Here is a 19681-nt window from a genome sequence, read left to right on the forward strand (position 1 = left end):
ATCATGAAAAAAGCAATAAATTATATAATCGTACTTGGGATGGCTGCATTAGCCTTCTCATGTACCGATCCTGAGGAATTTACCGCTGCTAAAAACAAGCCCTACGGTGATTGGGAAGTTCAGCAGTACTATGTTGACGGTCAAAATAATGGCAACTCTATCCTGGAGAGATTTACATTGGAAAGAGATGGTTCTTTCTTATTAGAAGACGAAAATGGAGTTCTTTTCTATGGAACATGGGAGTCGACTGACACTAGCCTTACATTAACAGAGGCAGGTGAAAGCACTCAAATTTTTCAATTTGAAATCGTATTTTTAGGTCCTGAAAAAATGCAACTTTTACAAAGCATTGAAGGGTTAGACTTAGAAATCAGATATCTAATGAACTGGCAAAATGCAGATGAATATTAATCTCATCTAGTCATAAACACTATTATATGAAAAGCGGTGATCTAAAAAGGTCATCGCTTTTTTTTATTCCTCGACAAATGTCCCTTACTTTGATATCATTCTGTTCTATGACCTAGAGAAGTTAACCAAAACCGAAAAATATAATCCACCACAGATTATTTGGATAATTCCTAGACTATGAAAAAACACTTACTTGTTAGTTTGTTTTCGCTCTTGATCAGTACTGGTACTGTGAACGCACAACTTAGAGTGGACAGGGTCATTCCTCCCTCCTTCAATGCTGCGGCGATTATCAAATACTGCGATCACCCTGTAGGAATCAAATATGGCGTCCCTAAAATTAAAATCCCTATTCAGACCCTCATCAAAGACGACTTATTTGTACCCATCAGCCTCAACTATCACACGATAGGTATCAAAGTAGAAGAAGAAGCTACATGGGCAGGGCTAGGCTGGCATCTCGAAGCTGGTGGTACAATAACCCGACTGATCAGAGGCGAAAACGATCTCGCCCTAGCTGACAAAGCATCTAATAGTAAAGCATTGGGTTACCCCTTCGAACATATCAAACCTTGTTTTGACGACTGTCAAGAAAATGAAAATGATGACTTCCACGAAAAGGTATGCGCTGGTGAGATTGACTCAGATCCAGACATATTCTTCTTCAACATTCTAGGCATGAAAGGGAAATTCCTTTTGACTCCTGATCATGACAGTACGACCCAGATTCTCAAAATAGAACTTGTCCGTCCAAGACAGATGACTGCTGAGTTTTACATGGCCGACAACTATTGGAAGATATCTGACCAAATGGGCTATCAATACATCTTCAAACAGAAAGAAATTACTAAATCAATCAGTACTTATTTGGACTATAAGTTCGAAACTGAGTCTACAGATTTTGATTTCAACAGTCAAACAGCTACTACGTCGTGGCACATGAGTAAGATCATCTCTCCCAGTGGAGTGGAAGCAACATTCAAATATGATGTAAACATAGACGGTGTGTCCAAATACCTCAGCAATAGCGCTTATCACAAAATGAACATCAACGACGAAGAACTTTGGGATGTACACTATAGTTCCTATTGTTTTCCAGACAGTATCGAAAACGTTCGTGTCACCTCAGAGTACCTTCATTCAGATGTATACTTGGAGTCTATCACTCTAGGTGACTATGTCGCGCACTTTAGTAAATCGGAACAAGATGGTATCAGATCCTCAAGCACCACTGGAGCTGGCACCAATCATTTCATCCAAGCAGTTGCTCCTAACTACAGACGACAACAACTTGACAAGCTAGAAATCCTCCAAGGGGGAAACTCTATTACTTCAGCTGATTTCAAATTCTCAAAATTCAAATCTTATGAAGTAGTAGACAACCCTATACTTAATCACCGATTGAAATTGGACAGTATGCTACTCACTAAACATGGAGAGACAAAGCACATGGGGTTTGAGTACGTCGAAAAATATGGTCTCCCCTCAAAAGAAAGTCATGCTAGAGATCTATGGGGTTACTATAATGGAGAAGATAAAGTGACCAATATCACACCCTCAGACTACTTTAATTATTCTCAACCTGAAAAACTACTGCAAGAAGAAGGCAAGACCAAGCATTATTCAATAGATCATATCAAGGAAGGAGTCATAGCTAAAATAGATTTCGGAGGAGGAAAGGACAGAACCTATCAATTTGATCATCAGGAGTTTTTTGACATAGATCTAGAGATTACAGACCACTTCACGAATAACATGAAGGAGAGTAATTTTAACTCACATATCAAGCCTTTCATCTTTGGAGGACTCAGAGTTTCAGAGATCGTCGAATCATACCCCAAAGAAAAAATATACAAAGACTTCTTCTACACGATCAATCGTCAAGAATCTGGAAAACTAATTATCACCCATTACAGTCATGAGCACCACGGATATGGGCATACTACCTCTGGCAATCATGGAGTCAAATACCCAAAGGTACGCATCAAGACAGGTAAGCTCTTTAATGGCCACAAATTTTAGACTATGAAAAAGAAAATCACAACGTTCATCATTGGGTTGGTAGCAGCAATAAGCCATGGCTTGTCAGCTCAGGATATAACAGGAGTATTTTTTGACCCCAGAGATGGACAAGAATATGAAACCGTATTCATCGAACTACAATTAGAAGGTGGCGCATCAGTAGTCAAAGAATGGCTTGGTCAAAATCTAAACTACCCCATGGAAGGCGCTTTCTGTTACAAAAACTATGAGGAATACTGCGATACCTTTGGGCGTTTATACAACTGGAAAGCTGCATTAGAAGCATGCCCTGCAGGATGGCATCTACCAGATGATGTGGAGATTGGTAGTTTGACGAGTAAGCATGGAGGTAGTAAATCTGCCGGAGCGACCTTCAAAGAAGGTGGTGAAAGCGGGCTCAATCTACTAATGGCTGGTTTTGGTGAAGCAAACGGCACGTTCATCGACGTAGGGGTTAATGGCTACTACTGGAAGAGGGCAAACAAAGAGGATCGTACCCCAGGGCTATTGACCATACATAATGGTGTCGACTACTTCACGGACGACAGCATCGATGGCACCCACCGAAACAGTATTCGTTGTGTAAGAGACTAATTAGTTAGACGAGGATATGGAACACGACCATTCACATCATGATAGTGAAACAAATATCAAGTGGGCATTCTTCCTCAATATTTCCTTCACCATTTTTGAGTTCATTGGTGGGTTTTATGTCAATAGTATCGCCATCGTTTCGGATGCAGTGCATGACCTAGGAGATAGTCTCTCCTTAGGGCTATCTTGGTATCTCGACAAAAAATCCAAACAAGAGGCAAACTCTCAGTTCAGCTTTGGTTATTCCCGCTTTTCGCTCTTGGGCGCTTTGATCAACTCACTGGTATTGATCGGGGGATCTATCTATGTGGTATCAGAAGCTGTAAATCGCCTGATCAACCCAGAGCCTTCGGATGCCAATGGCATGATAGTCTTTGGTATCATAGGTGTACTGGTCAATGGATATGCGGCGTACAAATTAAGCAGCGGAAAATCCCTCAATGAAAAAGTACTCTCGTGGCATTTGATAGAAGATGTGCTCGGCTGGGCTACGGTTTTGGTAGTGGCTATTATACTCAAATTCTACCAAAACCTATACCTCGACCCTGCCCTGTCTCTACTCATCACCGCCTTCATTCTATGGAATGTCATCAAGAGACTCAAACAAACACTTGTTGTTTTCCTACAAGGAACGCCTGTAGATATTTCTCTCACAGAGATAGAAGAAAAACTATGTAACGTAAGCCATGTAACTTCACTACATCACTGTCATTTTTGGTCTCTCAATGGTGAAGACCATGTCTTTACTGCACATATCAAATTAGAGACGATTAGCGACTTATCTGCCTTGCTAGAGGTAAAAAAAGAGATTAGAGCTACTTTAAGTCCCTATCATTTCGAGCACTGCACGATAGAAGTAGAGCTAGACAAAGAGACCTGTAGATTAGAAATTGAATAAGAAAGCCTCATAAACACACAAGGGTTGCTAAATTAGCAACCCTTGTGTGTTAAATATCACAATACTTAAATTACAGCTTCGCAGCAGTTTTAACCTTTTCAATAGCTGTCTTACCATTTTGAGCTTGCTTTTCTACTGTTTTATTCAGTATATCTTTGGCTTCTTCTAATTTGCTAGTGGCAGCTTGTTCTAAACTCTTCTTCATAGAATCGATCTCTTTGGTGAGTTTCTTTCTAGATTTTGCACCGTCTCTTGGGGCGGTTAAATATCCTGCAGCCAATCCTGCTCCTGCCCCTACTACTAATGCGATTGTGGTTTTTATTAAAGTATTCATTGTTTATTTATTTAAGGTGTTAAAATGATCGCTCTACAATACATAGAAACGATTATGATTAAAATGAGTTTAACAATTATGAAATATTAACTATTGTGAGAAAAGGCAGTCATCATCCAATGGTTCTTTTCAGTCTGTTTGACAAAACCTTTGATCATGTCTTCTGTACCACTATCCCCATGGTTGATTGCCATTTCGATGACACTAAACATGTGCTCCAGTAGGATTTCATAATCTTTGATAATTTCTCCTACCATTTCCATTGCGGTGAGATCTGTACCAGACTCTTTGATTTCGGAGGTTTCGAGATATTCGCGCATTGTACTGAGCGGTGTTTGATTGAACACTCGAATACGTTCTGCGACATCATCGATTGCGACTTTGGCATCATTGTATTGCTGCTCGAACTTTTCATGGACATCAAAGAAGTCTGCTCCCTTGACATTCCAGTGAAAATTTCTAAGTTTCTGATAATGTACGCTAAAGTTGGCAAGTAGTCGATTCATAACCTCTACCAACTCCGCTGTCTCTAGTTTGGTATACCCCAACCTAGCATGTGACTTTCTATCTTTTGATATTTTCGTCTTGGATAACTCTAATGTATTGTTGCTCATAATTTCTGTGTTTAGTTCTTCGCTTATTTACTTGCGAATTGCATTCCAGAAATCCGAACAGCTCTCAAGAGATCTAATCTAGCTATCGTCTTGTATTATGTGTAGAATACCTCCTGTATCTGGGGAAGACTCTCTACACTCACCACAACTATCAACAGTTGAAGGTTACATAGAAGGTAGTCCCCACTCCTAGCTCACTGTTGATAGAAATAACTCCTTGGTGACTATGAACAATATTTTGAACAGTAGTCAAACCAAGACCTGTACCTTCTTTTTTGCCTGTAAAAAATGGCTCAAAGAGATGATTTATGCTTTTTTGGTCTATACCCTTACCATTGTCAGTAATGGTCAAAATTGCCTTACCCTTTTCGAGAATAGTTGTGACTGTCAAAACCCCCACTTCAGGCTTCATTGCCTCGATCGCATTGATGAACAGATTCAGTATCGCCACATTGAGTTGATCAGCATCTAATGGAAAATCAGGAATGGCAGCTTCATAACTTTCCTCCAGTGTCATACTCTGCAGGTTAAGCCTATCTCTGACCAAATCTAGGGTATCCGATACGATACGATTGAGTGATTGATTGACGAGTTGTAGTTCTTTAGGTTTAGAGGAATTAAGTAAATCCGAAATGAGCTTGCCAATACGGTCAGTATTTCTAGAGATAATATTAAAATAAAGTTCAGCATCTTCCACTACTTCCTCTGGAATCTCATCCTTCAACTGCTCTAAGGCCAAAGACAGGTTGGTTAAAGGATTTCTAACCTCATGGGCAATGGTACGCGCTAGTTTGCCCGTCATTGACAGCTTCTCAGCCCGTAGGAGTTCTAGATCAGCCTGTTTACGTTTAGTCATGTCCCTAATGACACCTATATAGTTTTGCTGATCTGTGTCCAAATCAATAATAGAAACACTATTCATTGTACAATAACGCTTGTACTGATTTCTATCTAACAATACCGTTTCATACTCCTCACGTCTACCATTCTGCTCCAGCTCGGCCTTTAATGCCAAGAAATCAGCTTGATCTTCAAATAGCATATCCAATGACATTCGAGACAATTCTATACTACTATAACCATAGGCCTGAATCAAAGCCTCATTGGCATCTACAAAAAAGAAATCATGATTGACAAAAAAGATCGCATCTATAGACTCTTCGAATAGTCGTTGGTATTTGTTTTCCCTTGACTTTACTGCCTTTATTGCCTCTTTTTCATCTGTAATATCCTGCAAAGTCATCGTACAGCCATCTCCTAACTTTACGATGGACATCTGGTACCACCTGTTACTAGACTCATCCACGACTTGTTGTTCGAAGGTCGTACTCTTACCGCTAAGAACCACATCAATGAGTCTATCCACTATTCCATATTTTTGATACAATGGCAGGACACTGATCAACCGCTCCCCCATCACGTCATCAGATTCTAAATCAAGCAATTCCTCTGCTACGTCGTTGATAAACAGCCACTCAAAATCAATGATATCTCCTCGATCATTTCTAATTGAATCAAATGACATGATCCCATCAAAGGCACTATCCAGTATACTTTTGAGTATTTCCTCAGTCGAACTATTGGTTTCATTCTTGAAATTTTCGAGCATAGATATGGATTAAGAATATTAGAATCTAAAGTTCATTAAAACTTTGGTCAAATATAATTCAAGCAAAACAACTGATTCACAGTTGTTTTGGATCGGAATAGATTTCCTATTGCATAATAGGATTAAAATCTCACGCTTAGTGAAATGCTGTTTATAATATTGATTATCTACTTTTTAACTTTAGCTCCTGAACTAAGCAATTCAGGCTTAATTATCAATATTGTACAACGTCAGCTTATTGTAGAGAGTCTTGCGATCTATATCTAGCAGTTCAGCGGTTTTAGACTTATTGTTATTGGTTTTCTTCAAGACTTCTAGAATCGCACTCTTCTCTGCATGCTCTACTACTGCCCTAAGACTGGTTGGCAATGTCCCATTAAAATCGACATCTATGTTGCCACTGGATACTGGTTCAGGGCTCATCAGCTCCACAGGCAAACAGTCATCATTGACTTTATCAGACTGGCAGAGTAAAACAGCCCGTTTGACGACATTGCTAAGTTCTCGTAGATTCCCATGCCAGTGGTGTGCTTTGAGCATCGCCATAGCGCCTTTGTCGAATCCCATCACTTGTTTATCTAGTTGTTCATTCGCTGCACCCAAAAAATGCTCGGCAAACATCGGTATGTCATCCGTGCGCTCTCGGAGTGGAGATAGTTCGATCACAAATTCGTTGACTCGATGATACAGGTCCTCTCTGAAATTACCCTCCGAAACTGCCTTTTTCAAATTCTCGTTAGTCGCTACCAGTACCCTGACATCTACAGGAATATCCTTCGCACCACCTACCCGACGTACATATCGCTCCTGTAGTACTCGGAGTAGTTTGACCTGGTTGTCATAACTGAGGTTACCCAGTTCGTCCAAAAATAAGGTTCCCCCCTCAGCCAATTCGAAGCACCCTTTTTTGTCATTGATTGCCCCCGTAAAAGCCCCTTTGATGTGCCCGAACAGTTCACTGCCCGCCAACTCGTCTGGCAAAGCGCCACAGTCCACCGCTATGAAAGGCTGATCCGCTCGCTTGCTGTTATAATGAATAGACTTGGCTACATATTCTTTACCTGTCCCTGTCTCACCCAGAATAATCACAGACATGTCCGTCGGTGCGATCAACTCGATATGCTTTTGTACAACCTGCGCATGTCGTGATTTTCCCACGACATATTGATTAGGAGCCGTGGCTTTTGTAGTAGAAGTTTTAACTGGTTTGGTCGAATTAGGTGATTTGGCTTCTTGCTTGAGTGCGTTTTTGACAATCATCAAAATCTCCTCAGGGTAGAGCGGTTTGGTTACATACTCATAGGCCCCTTTTTTCAGAGCCTCTACCGCTATTCTCACATCAGAGTACCCCGTGATGATAATCACTTGAGTCTTCGCATTAATGATTTTGATCTTCTGCAGGATCTCTAACCCGTTGTAGTCTGGTAGTTTAAAATCACAAATCACCAAATCAAATGTCTGCTCCTTCAGCTTTTTGATTCCTTCTTCTCCATTCGCTGCAGTATCTGTTTCGAAACCATTTTTGGCAAAAAAATTCTTTAAAAGCAGGCAAATATCTGCTTCATCATCCACTATCAAAATTCTCTTCATCGATATGCTATTCGTTTATGCGTTGACCGCATCTATAATCTGTTTCTTTGTAAATGGCTTTTTGATGAAATGATCTATGTTCATCTCTGCAGCTCGCCGTGTCTCCACCACACCATCATAGGCGCTAATAATGACCACTTTAGCTCCCACAGATGCATTCCTAATATCATCTACCAAGTCAAACCCCGTTCCATCAGGCAGGTTCAAATCCAGGAAATAAACTTCATACGCATGCGCTTGGATCATGTTCTTGGCTTTGGTAATACGATCTGCATAATCTACCGATATCCCCTTCTTTTTTAAAAACATGGACACCATCAAACCTATATCTTCCTCATCGTCTACTATCAATACATTCATACACCTAAAGGTAATAGGAATGCCAGAGGGATGCAATTATGAGTTGAATCGAACATGACTAAACTTGAGTACTGCCACGAAAACCGTCCCTCCAATTGCATTGCCTACGGTAGCCCAAAACTGAAATTTGAGATAATCCATAAAAGTAATATCCTCACTGGTAATCATCCCTGAGAACACCTCGATAGACCCAACGATACAATGATGCAGTCCCGCCATACCAATGATAGACGTCACCATCCCGATCATCAGAATTCTACTAATCGTCTCCTGAGAGGAAGTCACCAGCCAACCCAGTAGCCCCATCATCCAGCCTGCCAGCAAAGCACTGAGTAATATCACCTCCCAGTGGTAGTCAGTCATCTCATGGGCTAGATGGTAAAATACTGACTCATCGATAAAACCTACCGCAGGCCCTATTTTGGCGATCATAAAACTAAATATAAATCCTCCAATCAGGTTACCTGAATACACCAGCCCCCAAAGTTTGAAGATGAATTTCAATTTAATCGAACCATTCAAAACGGGCAATATCGCCAGTGCAGTATGCTCCGTAAACAGCTCCGACCGACCAATGATCACAAAGATGAACCCAAGTGGATAACACAATGCCAACATGATTTTGAGCACCTCTGGGCTCACCAAATCCCCAAACAGGGTAAATATCGTCCCCATGAATAGGACACTAAAGCCTATCTCTAGTCCAGCAGTAAACGCCGACATGAATAGTCCTGAGTTGGAGCGATTAAACTCCTTCATACTCATATCTATCTGCTCCTCCAATATCTGTTTGACCTCTTTGGGTCTCCCCGGTTCGGCCTCTTCTGTGGGGCGAAACTTTCTACTAAATAGATTCATCGCTTTTTACTTTTTAGGTGATTGAAAAAGACCTTTGTAAGATAATACCGTATCCCTATTTCATTTCGCTAAAGCCATTTCTTTCTTTTGAAATACACGATCATGGTAACGGATAGCATGATCATGACACCCCAAAATACGGGATAAGCATATCTGTAGTTGAGTTCTGGGAAGTACTTAAAATTCATTCCATATACTCCAACCATGAATGTCAGCGGAATAAATATAACCGAATAGATCGTGAGGAGTCTCATGATCTCATTCAGTTTGTTAGACATATTGGTATGGTAGACACTGAGCTGTTCGTTGAGTAGCTCGCGATAGGTCTCTATCGACTCTGTTGCTATGGTCACGTGATCAAATAGGTCCTTGAGGAAGTTCTTGTTTTCCTTGTCAACAAACTCTGATTTGTCAAATTGAAACACTGCCTCGCGCACTGGACGAATGACCTTTCGTAGATAATTGACTTGCTTCTTATAGTAGTTGATTTGCTCCAAAATCTCCTTTTTGGGATTGACCAAAACTTCTTGATCAATCTCTTCGATACGTACCCCAAACTGCTCAATAGAGTAGATATAATTATCCACAATTGTATCGATGAGGGCATACGCAAGATAGCCAATCGTCCGAGCACGTATTCTTGTCATCTCCTGACGTATGCGGTCCCGGACAGAGTCCAGCACATCCCCTTCTACCTCCTGAAAGGTAAAGAGGTAGTTCTCTCCTAGCACCATACTAAACTGCTCTGATGTCGTGACATCCTGATGCTCGTCATAGCGTATCATCCGTAGTACCAAATACAAGTGTCCATTGTAAATCTCGCATTTCGGTCGCTGTGAAGTATCCAAAATATCCTCTAGCATTAGTGGGTCTAGATTCAACTGTTTACCAACCTGCTCTACCACTTTTTCGTCGTGGAGTCCGTCGATGTTTATCCAGTTTTTTTGATTGAGATTCATTCGCTCAAACACCTTGTCGATTTCGTCTAGTTCATATTCATGATATGATTCGGTATCATATTGGATCATTCGTATGATGGGGTGCTCCATTTTCTGCTCTCCGACGAATATCAGTGAGCCAGGTGCTGTAGAGTTCATTGGACTGGTTGATATAGCGGCTCGTGTTTTTTTCATCTTTTCTATTCAGAGGTCAAAAGTTTATTTCTTGTGGAGGGAGATTACCCTTTATTTCATCCAATAAGCGCCCGCATACTGATATGCCAACCCGATCACAATGGATAAGCCAAAACTCAATAAAGTTCCGATCAAGATATATTCCGTGAGTTTCCTGTCCTTGGCACGTGACAGATCGCTAAAACGAAACACCGACTTGGCAGCTATCAAGAGACCTATCGCCTGCCACTGATCTAGGATGATAAACCCAAAGACGAATAACCGCTCTAGTATCCCGATGTATTTGCCTGCCTCTGCGAGAGAATCCGTCGCGTCATCCTCATCTAATGACCAGCGACTCATCACCTGTTTCATCACCACAGAGACGACCGACGTGAGCATGAGCAATGCCAGCACCAGCAGCAATAAGTGAGTAGAATATACTTCAGTCCAATTGATCTGAACAGGATAGTATGCAAGTACGGTTGCTGCAATGACCGTCAGGTGTGCCAACTGATCCCATACAAATAACCATCGATGGTTCACGTGGTTCATCAATCGTAGCTTGGCCACATCGATCAGCCCATGACTCCCTCCGATAATCAATAGCACTGGCCAATAATCCATCTGCAGCAGCACAGCTAATGCCACGATATGCACCGCTAGATGTATATATAGATATCGAGACTTGTGCCCTTTGGCGATTTTATCGAGCACCCATGCATTCGGTTGGCATACAAAATCTCCTATGACGTGGGCGATCAAGAGTTGAAGTGCAAATACAATCATAGTTGGCTAAGTTTGGATTGATAATACGCATTGAGCTGCATGATCTCTTCGAATCCTCCTCGTTTGAGTGCCTCGCTCACACTACTCTGGGATTTTCCTAAGCGCTCTGCTATCTCAATCTGATTCTTATCAGTGTGCGTCAATACTGTCGTCACCACTCCTGCTACGGTAGCACTCCAGTGGTTGGCAGTCAACAGTGCCAGACTCAGCATCAAATTGATCGGTTCGTTCAGCACATCATGGCTGGAGCGAATAGCGAGTGTCTGTTTTTTCAGAGACTCAAAACACTCCCCCGATCGTACAAAAGCTGTCCCATTAGATTCTGTGATTTTATCGGCTGTGTGGTCTTGATCCCCTAGCCCTATCGCCATACGTACGTCATGTGCTTTGCTCTGCCTGACACTGGCCTTGATATGAATAGCCGCTAAAAGTGCCTGCTCGGGGGGTAAAATAAGCTGAAAGCTATCTCCTCTATATATCTCCCACTGCTGTGGAGATCGTCCATAATGAGTCAATGCTGATTTGAGTGGGATAAGCCATTCTGAAGCATCTCCTGCTCGGGAGTTAATAATATCACCAGTGATGACCGCCTTTGTGCTTTTCATATCCTAAAGATATCGGATTATAAACCGATACCCAAATATATCGGATATAGAGCCGATATTAACCCATATCGGATATAGAGCCGATATTAATACCAACTAACCTTGCAGCACGCTTTGTAAGAACAACTTATAATGAGATTGGCAAAAGCTAAAACAACATACACTAAAGCGATTATTGTCAACCATTATTAGGGGATCATAAATTGATCATGCTGGCTTGACAGCAAAACTGAAACGGAGATACTCCCAAGCAAAGGTTACTTGGCCATCCAGAGCTATTTCGAAATTCATCCTTTCTTGAAGTTCTTTCACTTTAGAAGTGGTCACGGTAAACCGCAGAGCATCCAGCTCTTTTTCATAGTCATAGGCACCCCAAACATCATACTTTCTATTCAAGATCACCTCCCACGTACTAGAGTCCGACGGTATCGTGTACAAGGCATAATCCCCCGCTGGTAGTGACTGCCCCTCAATCTGAAGGGCTTTATCAGTAGAGAATACAGTGGCCTCATTCGCTCCTGTTCTCCATATTTTGTTATACTTGACCAAGTCACCCCAGATGTCTCTGTCCTTGACGCCTGGTTGACTATAGGTGATATACACATGCGTATCCCCTAACATCTGATCCGCACGAGCAGGCGGTGAAGGTCTATTACTCGCCTCCTTTTTATAATGCTGAAAATCTGCAGAATCGGCCGATACATAATTCCTTGAATATTCCTGCCTATGACAACTGGCTCCCCACACCAAAATCATCGTCATCATCACCATCATTCCTATCTTCTTCTCTGTCTTCATCTGTTCCCTGTACAATGTTGCTTTTTCAATCTTACGAAGATTATGAAAAATATGTTTAAACATACATTTCAAACCATCTATAAATAATCATTTTAAGTAACTAACATACATTTGACCTAATCTATCATGAGTTGATCGCTTCATACTACTGTATAAGGAATAGCCATATCACTAGATTAAGTATCAGAGTTCAAGTCCATCAATCCACTCAGTCACATTTGCAGAAGCGTATCCGTAGAACTGGTTAGTACGCTAGGTGAAGGCTAAAATCGACATTCTTCTCTGATTCGTTTTTGTCGATGATTACAATCCCCTGTTCGTACAGATCCAAAGTATAATTCACCTCTGGATCTTTCTTGATTATCTCCCAGGCTTCTTTCATTTCGTCACTCCAGTTGATATCATCAAAAATGAATATAGCTGGCGAACTCACGTTAGATTTTAGTTGCTCAAAATACTCAAGAGTAGGTTTTTTCTTGTGATTACCGTCTATAAATAGGATGTTAAAATTGACGTTCTCTTTTAAAAGTTCAGGGAATGTCTTATCATATAATCCTTGTTTTACTTCAAATTTAGAAGCAGGTACGATACTGGAAAATTGTTTAGACGAAATAGTGCACAACTGAGGAAGGCCCTCCATGGTCACAAATTTACTTGCCTCCTTATGCTTCATTGCCTCAAGGATATAAGATCCAGACACACCTAGGTTTGTACCGATCTCTAGGCAAATAGGTGCACTCGTATTTTTAATGATAAAGTACAAAAACTCGCACCATCTTTTACTCGACGGAGCATTTTTGCAAATTTCCATTACTCGTGCGGTCTTATCAATACCAAATATATCGTAGGACACTTCCGTTTTGTCATCAAAAAGTGTGCTTCTGTAATTTTCACAATGTTCAAATGCACTCTGATCTTCATGGTCAATCTTCCTGTACTTGACAGTTAAAAAGGAAGTCAAAACTTTCTCCAAAGTTTGATTTTGGTGCTTTGCTATCCTTCTCAATTCAGCCTTTTGATTTAGTCTTCTGGAAACAATCAAAAAGTGCTTTTTAATTCTTTTTACGGTCATATTGTTTTGTACTCACTTATATTTTCAAGCCTAGAAATCATGGTGCTTCGTGATCCTGACATAATCGTCTAAACTAATATAATTCAATATGAAATTAACCTTTCAAGAAGGTGTTTTATTCGTAATTATCATAAATCACCAGTGTCCCTAGCGCGCTTTTGTAAAGCGTGCCGATTTCCCATAATATTTGCAATTCGATGGAGAAGAATTTAGATTCATTGTATAATCGGACAAATACAAGGCACATGAACTGGGAAGCTGTACTTTGTGACGATGGTCGGCAGGATTGTTTGACTAAGTCAATCGAAGCTTTGGTGAGTTTTTAGATACGCCTTTCAACTCCACGGCGCTAAATGTTCCATCATCCCTTCCCCATGATTCTTTGGCGGTGTGCTTTGCCCCATTTGTACAGTTCCTCTATGGCAGGATTAAGGGTTTTGCCATAGTCCGTGAGTGAGTACTCTACGACTACTGGGATGGAGTCGTAGACGGTACGTTTGACCAGTTGGTTCATCTCTAGTTCTCTGAGCTCTTTGGATAGCATCCTGTCAGTGATTTTTGGGATTTCTTTGGACATCTCACCAAAGCGTTTGTTTCCAAATGTCAATGAAATGATAATGGGCAACTTCCATTTTCCACTCAACACATACAACGCATCCTGTACAGGCTGTATAATCCCCACACAGCCACTGTGTGTTTTTTCCTGAGGCTTTACTGATTGATTATCAGCCTCTTTTATCTTTTTAGCTTCCATAAATCAAAAATTAATGAAACAAACTATAACAAAGTATAGTACTATAACCCTGTACACTACTTACTAAAGTATAGTAAAATTAACTAAGTTTGCTCAAAAATCATAAAACAACTACGATGAGTTTAATAGAAGACCTACAGTGGCGATATGCTACTAAAAAAATGAACGGGAATACCGTACCAAAAGAAAAACTGGACTACATACTGGAGGCCGCTAGACTAGCACCCTCTTCGTCAGGATTGCAACCCTATCAAGTATTCGTGATATCTAACAAAGCCCTACAGGAGAAAATAAAAACTGTCGCATGGGATCAGAGTCAAATCATCGATGCTTCGCATGTTCTGGTGTTTGCCGCATGGGATGGATATACAGAAGAAAAAATCAAATCGGTTTTCGACAAAACGCTAGACGAAAGAGGGCTACCGCATGAGACCATGGACGACTATCGAAAGAATATCTGGGGACTATACGAGCCGCTAGGTCAAGCGTGGCAAGCGCAACATGCTGCTAAACAAGCTTACATATCTTTTGGGCTGGCAATCGCTGCTGCTGCTGAACAAAAAGTAGACGCCACACCTATGGAAGGTTTCTTGCCTCCTAAAGTAGATGAACTGCTGGAGTTAGATAAGCTAGGGTTGAAAAGCGCATTGATCCTCGCGCTGGGCTATAGAGATGAAGAAAATGACTGGCTGGTCAATATGAAAAAAGTTCGAACAGCGAAAGAAGATTTCGTTACAGAACTCAAATAACAACAGTATTAGTACAATGATCTTCCCATGATCATGCTAATCAAAGCTCTTTGTATCCCCATACAAGGAGCTTTTTTTATGAATAAAGACCTCTAATCACTGCTGGATAATCTCTATGACCAGTTCTTTGGTGAGTTTTCGGCCGTTGGCTTGGGTCTTGATGTCTCCGAAGGCAAAGCGAAAATCACAGCCTTCCTTCCAGCGACTACAGCCATAGGCTGTTTGTCCTTTGATGAGTGTTCCCTTCTTACATTTGGGACAAGGAGGCATGGCTTCCTCTTTGGGTTTCAGAGACACAGGTGCTTTGTTTTCGAAAGTCAATTCGAACGTATCGGTGAGTTTGATGATGCCATCTACTTTCTCTCCCTCTAGTACAAATCCTTTAAGTTTAGTTGTCGCTTTCTTCTCTACCAGTCGCTGCAACTGCTTTTCTGTCAGCTTTTTGTCCAGATACTTAAACGGCAGTCTCAAATCACACCCCGCCTTGAAAGCACTACAGCCATAAAACTGCTTGCCTTTGAGGATGAGTCCCTGCTTACATTTGGGGCAAGTCATCCCCACCAGACCTGTCTTCGCTGCAGCAGCCGTTGTTTTTTTCTGTGCTTTAGCCTCTGACTCAGTAGCGAGTCGAGGCTTACCTGTCTCCATGCGCACTTCATACACCAGTTCATCCACCATCTTTTTCATGTTGATGATGAACTGACCCGCACTATACTCGCCTTGTTCAATTTCCTTGAGTTGCTTCTCCCATAGACCTGTGAGCTCGGCGGATTTGAGAAGTTCGTTTTGAATCGTATCGATCAGCTGGATGCCCATTACGGTTGGTACGACTTGCTTCTTTCGACGCTCGGTGTACTTGCGCCGAAACAGTGTCTCTATGATATTGGCACGCGTCGAGGGACGCCCGATCCCGTTGGCCTTCATCAGATCACGGAGCTCATCATCCTCCACCTGCTTGCCCGCTGTCTCCATAGCTCTTAGTAATGAGGCTTCCGTATAATTCTTCGGTGGTTTGGTCGTCTTCTCAATAAAAGAAGGCTCGTGTGGTCCCTGCTCCCCTTGTTCAAACGTCGGCAGGATGCTTTCTTCCTCCTCTTCTTTTCCGTCCTCGTCCTCCTTGCTTTTTTTCTCCTTTGGAAACAATACACGCCAACCTTCTTCTAATATCTCTTTTCCTCTCGCCACAAAAGTGACCTTTTCGACCGCTGCATCGACCTGAGTCTTGGCTACTTTACAGTCCGGATAGAAAACCGCTATAAATCGACGGACGATGATGTCATAGACTTTCTGCTGATCTGCACTCAGCGGTTTCTCTTCGCCCGTAGGAATGATGGCGTGGTGATCGGTGACTTTATTGTCATTGAAAACCTTGGGAGACTTGCGTATCTTATGCCCTATGAGTGAACCCGTGTACTGCGCGTAATTCGTGAGCCCCTGCAGAATCCCCGTGATCTTAGGATACATGTCGTTGGGTAAAAAAGTTGTATCGACCCTCGGATAGGTCACCACTTTCATCTCGTAGAGGGACTGCACCATCTTCAGCGTAGATTCTGCTGTAAAGCCAAACTTGCTATTGCAATAGACTTGCACACTCGTCAGATCAAAAAGCTTGGGGGCATACTCCTTACCGTCTTTTCGCTCGATGGCAGTGATCTGTAGGTCCTTGCCACTGATCTGGTTCAGGAGCTTCTCACCATCTTCCTTAGTATGAAACTTACCTGTCGTGTTGTTAAACTTGGTCTCCCGGTAGACTGTCTGTAACTCCCAGTAAGGCTTGGGCTGGAAGTTTTCAATTTCATAGTGGCGATTCACTAGCATGGCGAGAGTAGGCGTCTGTACCCGGCCGATGGACAGTACTTGTTTGAACCCTCCATACTTGAGCGTATAGAGTCGCGTGGCATTCATACCCAAGAGCCAGTCCCCTATCGCACGCGAACTGCCTGCATAGTAGAGATTATCAAATTCCTCCGCGGGCTTGAGTTGCTCAAAGCCTGCGCGAATCGCCTCTGTCGTTAGTGACGAGATCCATAGCCGCTGCACCTCTCCTTCGAACTGCGCCTCCTTGATCACCCATCGTTGGATTAACTCTCCTTCTTGCCCTGCATCACCACAGTTGATCACAGTATCTGCCTTGTCCAGCAGTTGTTTGATCACCCTAAACTGTTTCTTAACTCCCGTATCATCCATCACTTTGGTCTCGAATCGCTCTGGCAACATCGGTAATGTATTCAAGTCCCAACGCTTCCAGTGGGGTTTGTAATCCTCCGGGGGATACAGCGTGCAGAAGTGCCCAAAAGTCCATGTCACCTGATAGCCATTTCCTTCGAAATAGCCCTCGTGGCGATCCTTTGCACCGATCACATGAGCGATCTCTCTGGCGACACTTGGTTTCTCAGCGATACAGACTTTCATAGGCAGGGGATCAATTTAGTAGGGTTATCATAAGACAGCAAAGACATCAAGCGCAGCATTTTTTATACTTCTTGCCACTACCACAGAGACAAGGATCGTTTCGAGAAATCTTCTTTGTCAGGTCTACGGCTTGCGGGTTTATTTTACCTTCGAGGTAAAACCATTGCGTGCCTTCTTTGAGGAACACCGAACGCTCATGGTGCACCTGTTCGATTCCTTTGGCATCTCTAAAATGCGCTTTGAACTCCACTACGCCGCGACTATCCATGACCCGACCATGTTCTACACTAATGATCTCCAGCTTTGTCCAATGGTTGGACTCGGACCACTGACGGATGTCATCGACTTGATACTGCGACCGAGTACGCGAATGAGTCGTTGCTACGAGGTATTCTGCGGAACCTATACTATAGGCACTGTAACGCGATCGCATCAACGCCAGTGCTGTAGGAGCAGATTGGTCAGAGATGATGGGGTCGCAACATTCGCTAAATAGCTTTCTCGAACAGCACGGGCAATGGGTCATTTTCTTCGGGGTTATAGAAACAAATCGATCACAAATATACCTAGACCTTAGGTAAAACAGGATGAATACAGGTTTACCTTGGAATCAAAATTCTAGGTTATCAGACTCTAAATTTTATCTATATCCTTACGTGAGGTTTAAATAAGTAAAACAAATCAATATCCAACTATCTAAAATAAGGTCTGTGTGCCACAGACCTTTGAGCAACATCCTTCGAAACTAACCGCTATTGATCAACATCTTACTTTTTTCATTTCATTCCTCCCAACCCATAGAGGAACGAGGCGTAACTCAAGTGTGTGAGTAAAAAGCGCTTGTCTGCGATCCATGGAGGCGTAAAAATCGGTTTGTTGATCAAGCCCATCTCAGAGAGCTGATGCAAAGCTGGTAAGTCTGAGATGTCAAGTTTGCCAGCAAACAGTAAATCCAAATACTCCCATTTACCTTTGCGTACTACATCTCGGAGAAACTTGTGTACCGTAATGAAGCCTTCCAGGTAGACGATATCCTTGGTGAAAGGTGCTCCACCCGTCACTACTCCTCCACGAAAGACGCGCTTGGCACTTTCAAATGACTGATCAGGGTTATCGATCGTCTCCAAAAAGTACCGATACACCTCCATAAAATCTGCACCATCAATGGCCATCTGTATCCCTATCACACGGTCGGACAATCGTCTCACACGGTCCAAATCAATCGATCCAGTAATAAACTCCGCAAACACTGCCAGACCTTCTTGGGTCTTGGTCGTCCCTGGGTGCCCTTCTCCTAATATTTTCAGCGGTTGCATGTGGCCGTTGAGGGAGGTCGCTACATGCACGAACAGTTCATGATGAATCAACTGTTCGATATCCTTGTCCGTGAAGTGGGCACTGGGACGAATACTTACTCTTCTCCTACCTGCGAGGGCATTAGAGGCGAGGCTAGCATCCATCACGATCTCTGGTGCCATGTCTCCAAACTTATCTGCCACGACGCGCTTCATCTCGTCCGCTAAATCCTCAGCTGAAAAGTGCGCTTCCAGTGGTGCACCCAAATCCACACCTTTGACTCGGTCAAACATCGTCTCAAAATGCTGCGCCAACTCCAAAGTCGTATGACCGATATTCTTCAACGGGGTTGAAGGCTGCCCATAAAGTAGCTCGGAATACTTGTAAAAATCTGATGTACCTCGGCTACTCAGTAGCAAAGCACTATACTCGACCTTGTCAGCTATCTTGGCAGCCCATCGATGCGTCTGAATGCTCGGATCGATCAATTCGCGGATCGCCTTGATCTGCGCCAATACCGCTGCTGGATCGTAATGATCATAGCTCACTACAGGTAGACGCGTGGCTTTGGCTTTGAAAAACTGATCTTTCACCTCCTGATCCCAGGCTATATTACGGAGAATGCGCACCGAACTAGAAGCGGCCTGCAACTGATCACTGATCTCAATGATACGTTTCTTGTCTGATTCCATGGTATTCAAATTACGAAAGGCTACAGTCCTCAGAGGTCAACGGTCATACCGATATCACACCTACCAATCCATTGCTCCTTCATTAATCGGAACATAGATAGTTTCTAAAATC

General features: G+C 42.5%; 20 protein-coding genes. 5 read left to right on the top strand and 15 right to left on the bottom strand.

Annotated features, from left to right (window positions below):
• Nucleotides 1–3: 3 nt before the first annotated feature.
• The 4 genes from BUB99_RS01090 (at nt 4) to BUB99_RS01105 (ending at nt 3925) form a co-directional block, all read left to right on the top strand.
• Nucleotides 4–411, top strand: coding sequence for a hypothetical protein (locus BUB99_RS01090; protein WP_073118651.1), 408 nt, complete (start codon nt 4–6; stop codon nt 409–411).
• A gap of 177 nt (nt 412–588) precedes the next feature.
• A complete protein-coding gene (locus tag BUB99_RS01095; protein ID WP_073118653.1) occupies nt 589–2433 on the top strand; it encodes a hypothetical protein in 1845 nt (614 codons plus the stop codon).
• A 3-nt stretch (nt 2434–2436) separates the two neighbouring features.
• Entirely contained in the window at nt 2437–3027 is a 591-nt protein-coding gene (locus BUB99_RS01100; protein ID WP_073118655.1) for an FISUMP domain-containing protein, read from the top strand.
• A gap of 16 nt (nt 3028–3043) precedes the next feature.
• Nucleotides 3044–3925, top strand: a complete 882-nt coding sequence (locus tag BUB99_RS01105) for a cation diffusion facilitator family transporter (RefSeq protein WP_073118657.1) — start codon at nt 3044–3046, stop codon at nt 3923–3925.
• Between the two features lie 70 nt (nt 3926–3995).
• On the opposite strand, the gene BUB99_RS01110 is transcribed toward BUB99_RS01105, so the two are convergent.
• The 12 genes from BUB99_RS01110 to BUB99_RS01165 all read right to left on the bottom strand — a co-directional run bounded on the left by BUB99_RS01110 (nt 3996) and on the right by BUB99_RS01165 (nt 14420).
• A complete protein-coding gene (locus BUB99_RS01110; RefSeq protein WP_073118659.1) occupies nt 3996–4259 on the bottom strand; it encodes a YtxH domain-containing protein in 264 nt (87 codons plus the stop codon).
• Nucleotides 4260–4345: 86 nt separating this feature from the next.
• Complete coding sequence (locus BUB99_RS01115; RefSeq protein WP_073118661.1) at nt 4346–4873, bottom strand: Dps family protein; 528 nt, start codon at nt 4871–4873, stop codon at nt 4346–4348.
• 151 nt (nt 4874–5024) lie between these two features.
• On the bottom strand, nt 5025–6482 hold the full coding sequence (locus BUB99_RS01120; protein ID WP_073118663.1) for an ATP-binding protein: 1458 nt from the start codon (nt 6480–6482) through the stop codon (nt 5025–5027).
• 207 nt (nt 6483–6689) lie between these two features.
• Nucleotides 6690–8072, bottom strand: coding sequence for a sigma-54-dependent transcriptional regulator (locus BUB99_RS01125; protein ID WP_073118665.1), 1383 nt, complete (start codon nt 8070–8072; stop codon nt 6690–6692).
• A 15-nt stretch (nt 8073–8087) separates the two neighbouring features.
• The gene (locus BUB99_RS01130; protein ID WP_073118667.1) at nt 8088–8432 is read right to left on the bottom strand and encodes a response regulator; all 345 of its coding nucleotides are present in this window, start codon (nt 8430–8432) and stop codon (nt 8088–8090) included.
• A 36-nt stretch (nt 8433–8468) separates the two neighbouring features.
• The gene (locus BUB99_RS01135; protein ID WP_073118669.1) at nt 8469–9290 is read right to left on the bottom strand and encodes a formate/nitrite transporter family protein; all 822 of its coding nucleotides are present in this window, start codon (nt 9288–9290) and stop codon (nt 8469–8471) included.
• 68 nt (nt 9291–9358) lie between these two features.
• The gene (corA, locus tag BUB99_RS01140) at nt 9359–10423 is read right to left on the bottom strand and encodes a magnesium/cobalt transporter CorA (RefSeq protein WP_073118671.1); all 1065 of its coding nucleotides are present in this window, start codon (nt 10421–10423) and stop codon (nt 9359–9361) included.
• Between the two features lie 51 nt (nt 10424–10474).
• Nucleotides 10475–11191 carry a DUF3307 domain-containing protein gene (locus BUB99_RS01145; RefSeq protein WP_073118673.1) on the bottom strand — a complete coding sequence of 239 codons (717 nt, stop codon included), beginning with the start codon at nt 11189–11191 and terminating at the stop codon, nt 10475–10477.
• Nucleotides 11188–11796 (bottom strand): transcriptional regulator, encoded by a 609-nt coding sequence (locus BUB99_RS01150; protein ID WP_073118675.1) that lies wholly within the window; start codon nt 11794–11796, stop codon nt 11188–11190. Before BUB99_RS01150 ends, BUB99_RS01145 begins: the two co-directional genes overlap by 4 nt.
• A gap of 207 nt (nt 11797–12003) precedes the next feature.
• The gene (locus BUB99_RS01155) at nt 12004–12594 is read right to left on the bottom strand and encodes a DUF2911 domain-containing protein (RefSeq protein WP_170863704.1); all 591 of its coding nucleotides are present in this window, start codon (nt 12592–12594) and stop codon (nt 12004–12006) included.
• Nucleotides 12595–12838: 244 nt separating this feature from the next.
• Nucleotides 12839–13600, bottom strand: a complete 762-nt coding sequence (locus BUB99_RS01160; RefSeq protein WP_221407475.1) for an O-methyltransferase — start codon at nt 13598–13600, stop codon at nt 12839–12841.
• Nucleotides 13601–14027: 427 nt separating this feature from the next.
• Nucleotides 14028–14420: a winged helix-turn-helix transcriptional regulator gene (locus BUB99_RS01165; RefSeq protein ID WP_073118679.1), complete on the bottom strand. Its 393-nt coding sequence runs from the start codon at nt 14418–14420 to the stop codon at nt 14028–14030.
• A 116-nt stretch (nt 14421–14536) separates the two neighbouring features.
• Between BUB99_RS01165 and BUB99_RS01170 the strand changes: the two genes are divergently transcribed.
• Complete coding sequence (locus tag BUB99_RS01170) at nt 14537–15169, top strand: NAD(P)H-dependent oxidoreductase (RefSeq protein ID WP_073118681.1); 633 nt, start codon at nt 14537–14539, stop codon at nt 15167–15169.
• A gap of 96 nt (nt 15170–15265) precedes the next feature.
• Here BUB99_RS01170 and BUB99_RS01175 read toward each other — a convergent pair whose 3' ends face one another.
• The 3 genes from BUB99_RS01175 to BUB99_RS01185 all read right to left on the bottom strand — a co-directional run bounded on the left by BUB99_RS01175 (nt 15266) and on the right by BUB99_RS01185 (nt 19569).
• Complete coding sequence (locus tag BUB99_RS01175) at nt 15266–17581, bottom strand: type IA DNA topoisomerase (RefSeq protein WP_073118683.1); 2316 nt, start codon at nt 17579–17581, stop codon at nt 15266–15268.
• Between the two features lie 46 nt (nt 17582–17627).
• Nucleotides 17628–18107, bottom strand: a complete 480-nt coding sequence (locus BUB99_RS01180) for a YchJ family protein (protein WP_073118685.1) — start codon at nt 18105–18107, stop codon at nt 17628–17630.
• 250 nt (nt 18108–18357) lie between these two features.
• Nucleotides 18358–19569 carry a flavohemoglobin expression-modulating QEGLA motif protein gene (locus tag BUB99_RS01185; protein ID WP_073118687.1) on the bottom strand — a complete coding sequence of 404 codons (1212 nt, stop codon included), beginning with the start codon at nt 19567–19569 and terminating at the stop codon, nt 18358–18360.
• Between the last annotated feature and the right edge of the window lie 112 nt (nt 19570–19681).

The sequence above is a fragment of the Reichenbachiella agariperforans genome (assembly GCF_900142205.1).
Lineage (GTDB): Bacteria > Bacteroidota > Bacteroidia > Cytophagales > Cyclobacteriaceae > Reichenbachiella > Reichenbachiella agariperforans.

What these genes read in the sequence shown, in the direction of transcription:
- BUB99_RS01090 (WP_073118651.1), top strand. Translation starts at nt 4, where the DNA reads ATGAAAAAAGCAATAAATTATATAATCGTACTTGGGATGGCTGCATTA.
- BUB99_RS01095 (WP_073118653.1), top strand. Translation starts at nt 589, where the DNA reads ATGAAAAAACACTTACTTGTTAGTTTGTTTTCGCTCTTGATCAGTACT.
- BUB99_RS01100 (WP_073118655.1), top strand. Translation starts at nt 2,437, where the DNA reads ATGAAAAAGAAAATCACAACGTTCATCATTGGGTTGGTAGCAGCAATA.
- BUB99_RS01105 (WP_073118657.1), top strand. Translation starts at nt 3,044, where the DNA reads ATGGAACACGACCATTCACATCATGATAGTGAAACAAATATCAAGTGG.
- BUB99_RS01110 (WP_073118659.1), bottom strand. Translation starts at nt 4,259, where the DNA reads ATGAATACTTTAATAAAAACCACAATCGCATTAGTAGTAGGGGCAGGA.
- BUB99_RS01115 (WP_073118661.1), bottom strand. Translation starts at nt 4,873, where the DNA reads ATGAGCAACAATACATTAGAGTTATCCAAGACGAAAATATCAAAAGAT.
- BUB99_RS01120 (WP_073118663.1), bottom strand. Translation starts at nt 6,482, where the DNA reads ATGCTCGAAAATTTCAAGAATGAAACCAATAGTTCGACTGAGGAAATA.
- BUB99_RS01125 (WP_073118665.1), bottom strand. Translation starts at nt 8,072, where the DNA reads ATGAAGAGAATTTTGATAGTGGATGATGAAGCAGATATTTGCCTGCTT.
- BUB99_RS01130 (WP_073118667.1), bottom strand. Translation starts at nt 8,432, where the DNA reads ATGAATGTATTGATAGTAGACGATGAGGAAGATATAGGTTTGATGGTG.
- BUB99_RS01135 (WP_073118669.1), bottom strand. Translation starts at nt 9,290, where the DNA reads ATGAATCTATTTAGTAGAAAGTTTCGCCCCACAGAAGAGGCCGAACCG.
- corA (WP_073118671.1), bottom strand. Translation starts at nt 10,423, where the DNA reads ATGAAAAAAACACGAGCCGCTATATCAACCAGTCCAATGAACTCTACA.
- BUB99_RS01145 (WP_073118673.1), bottom strand. Translation starts at nt 11,191, where the DNA reads ATGATTGTATTTGCACTTCAACTCTTGATCGCCCACGTCATAGGAGAT.
- BUB99_RS01150 (WP_073118675.1), bottom strand. Translation starts at nt 11,796, where the DNA reads ATGAAAAGCACAAAGGCGGTCATCACTGGTGATATTATTAACTCCCGA.
- BUB99_RS01155 (WP_170863704.1), bottom strand. Translation starts at nt 12,594, where the DNA reads ATGAAGACAGAGAAGAAGATAGGAATGATGGTGATGATGACGATGATT.
- BUB99_RS01165 (WP_073118679.1), bottom strand. Translation starts at nt 14,420, where the DNA reads ATGGAAGCTAAAAAGATAAAAGAGGCTGATAATCAATCAGTAAAGCCT.
- BUB99_RS01170 (WP_073118681.1), top strand. Translation starts at nt 14,537, where the DNA reads ATGAGTTTAATAGAAGACCTACAGTGGCGATATGCTACTAAAAAAATG.
- BUB99_RS01175 (WP_073118683.1), bottom strand. Translation starts at nt 17,581, where the DNA reads ATGAAAGTCTGTATCGCTGAGAAACCAAGTGTCGCCAGAGAGATCGCT.
- BUB99_RS01180 (WP_073118685.1), bottom strand. Translation starts at nt 18,107, where the DNA reads ATGACCCATTGCCCGTGCTGTTCGAGAAAGCTATTTAGCGAATGTTGC.
- BUB99_RS01185 (WP_073118687.1), bottom strand. Translation starts at nt 19,569, where the DNA reads ATGGAATCAGACAAGAAACGTATCATTGAGATCAGTGATCAGTTGCAG.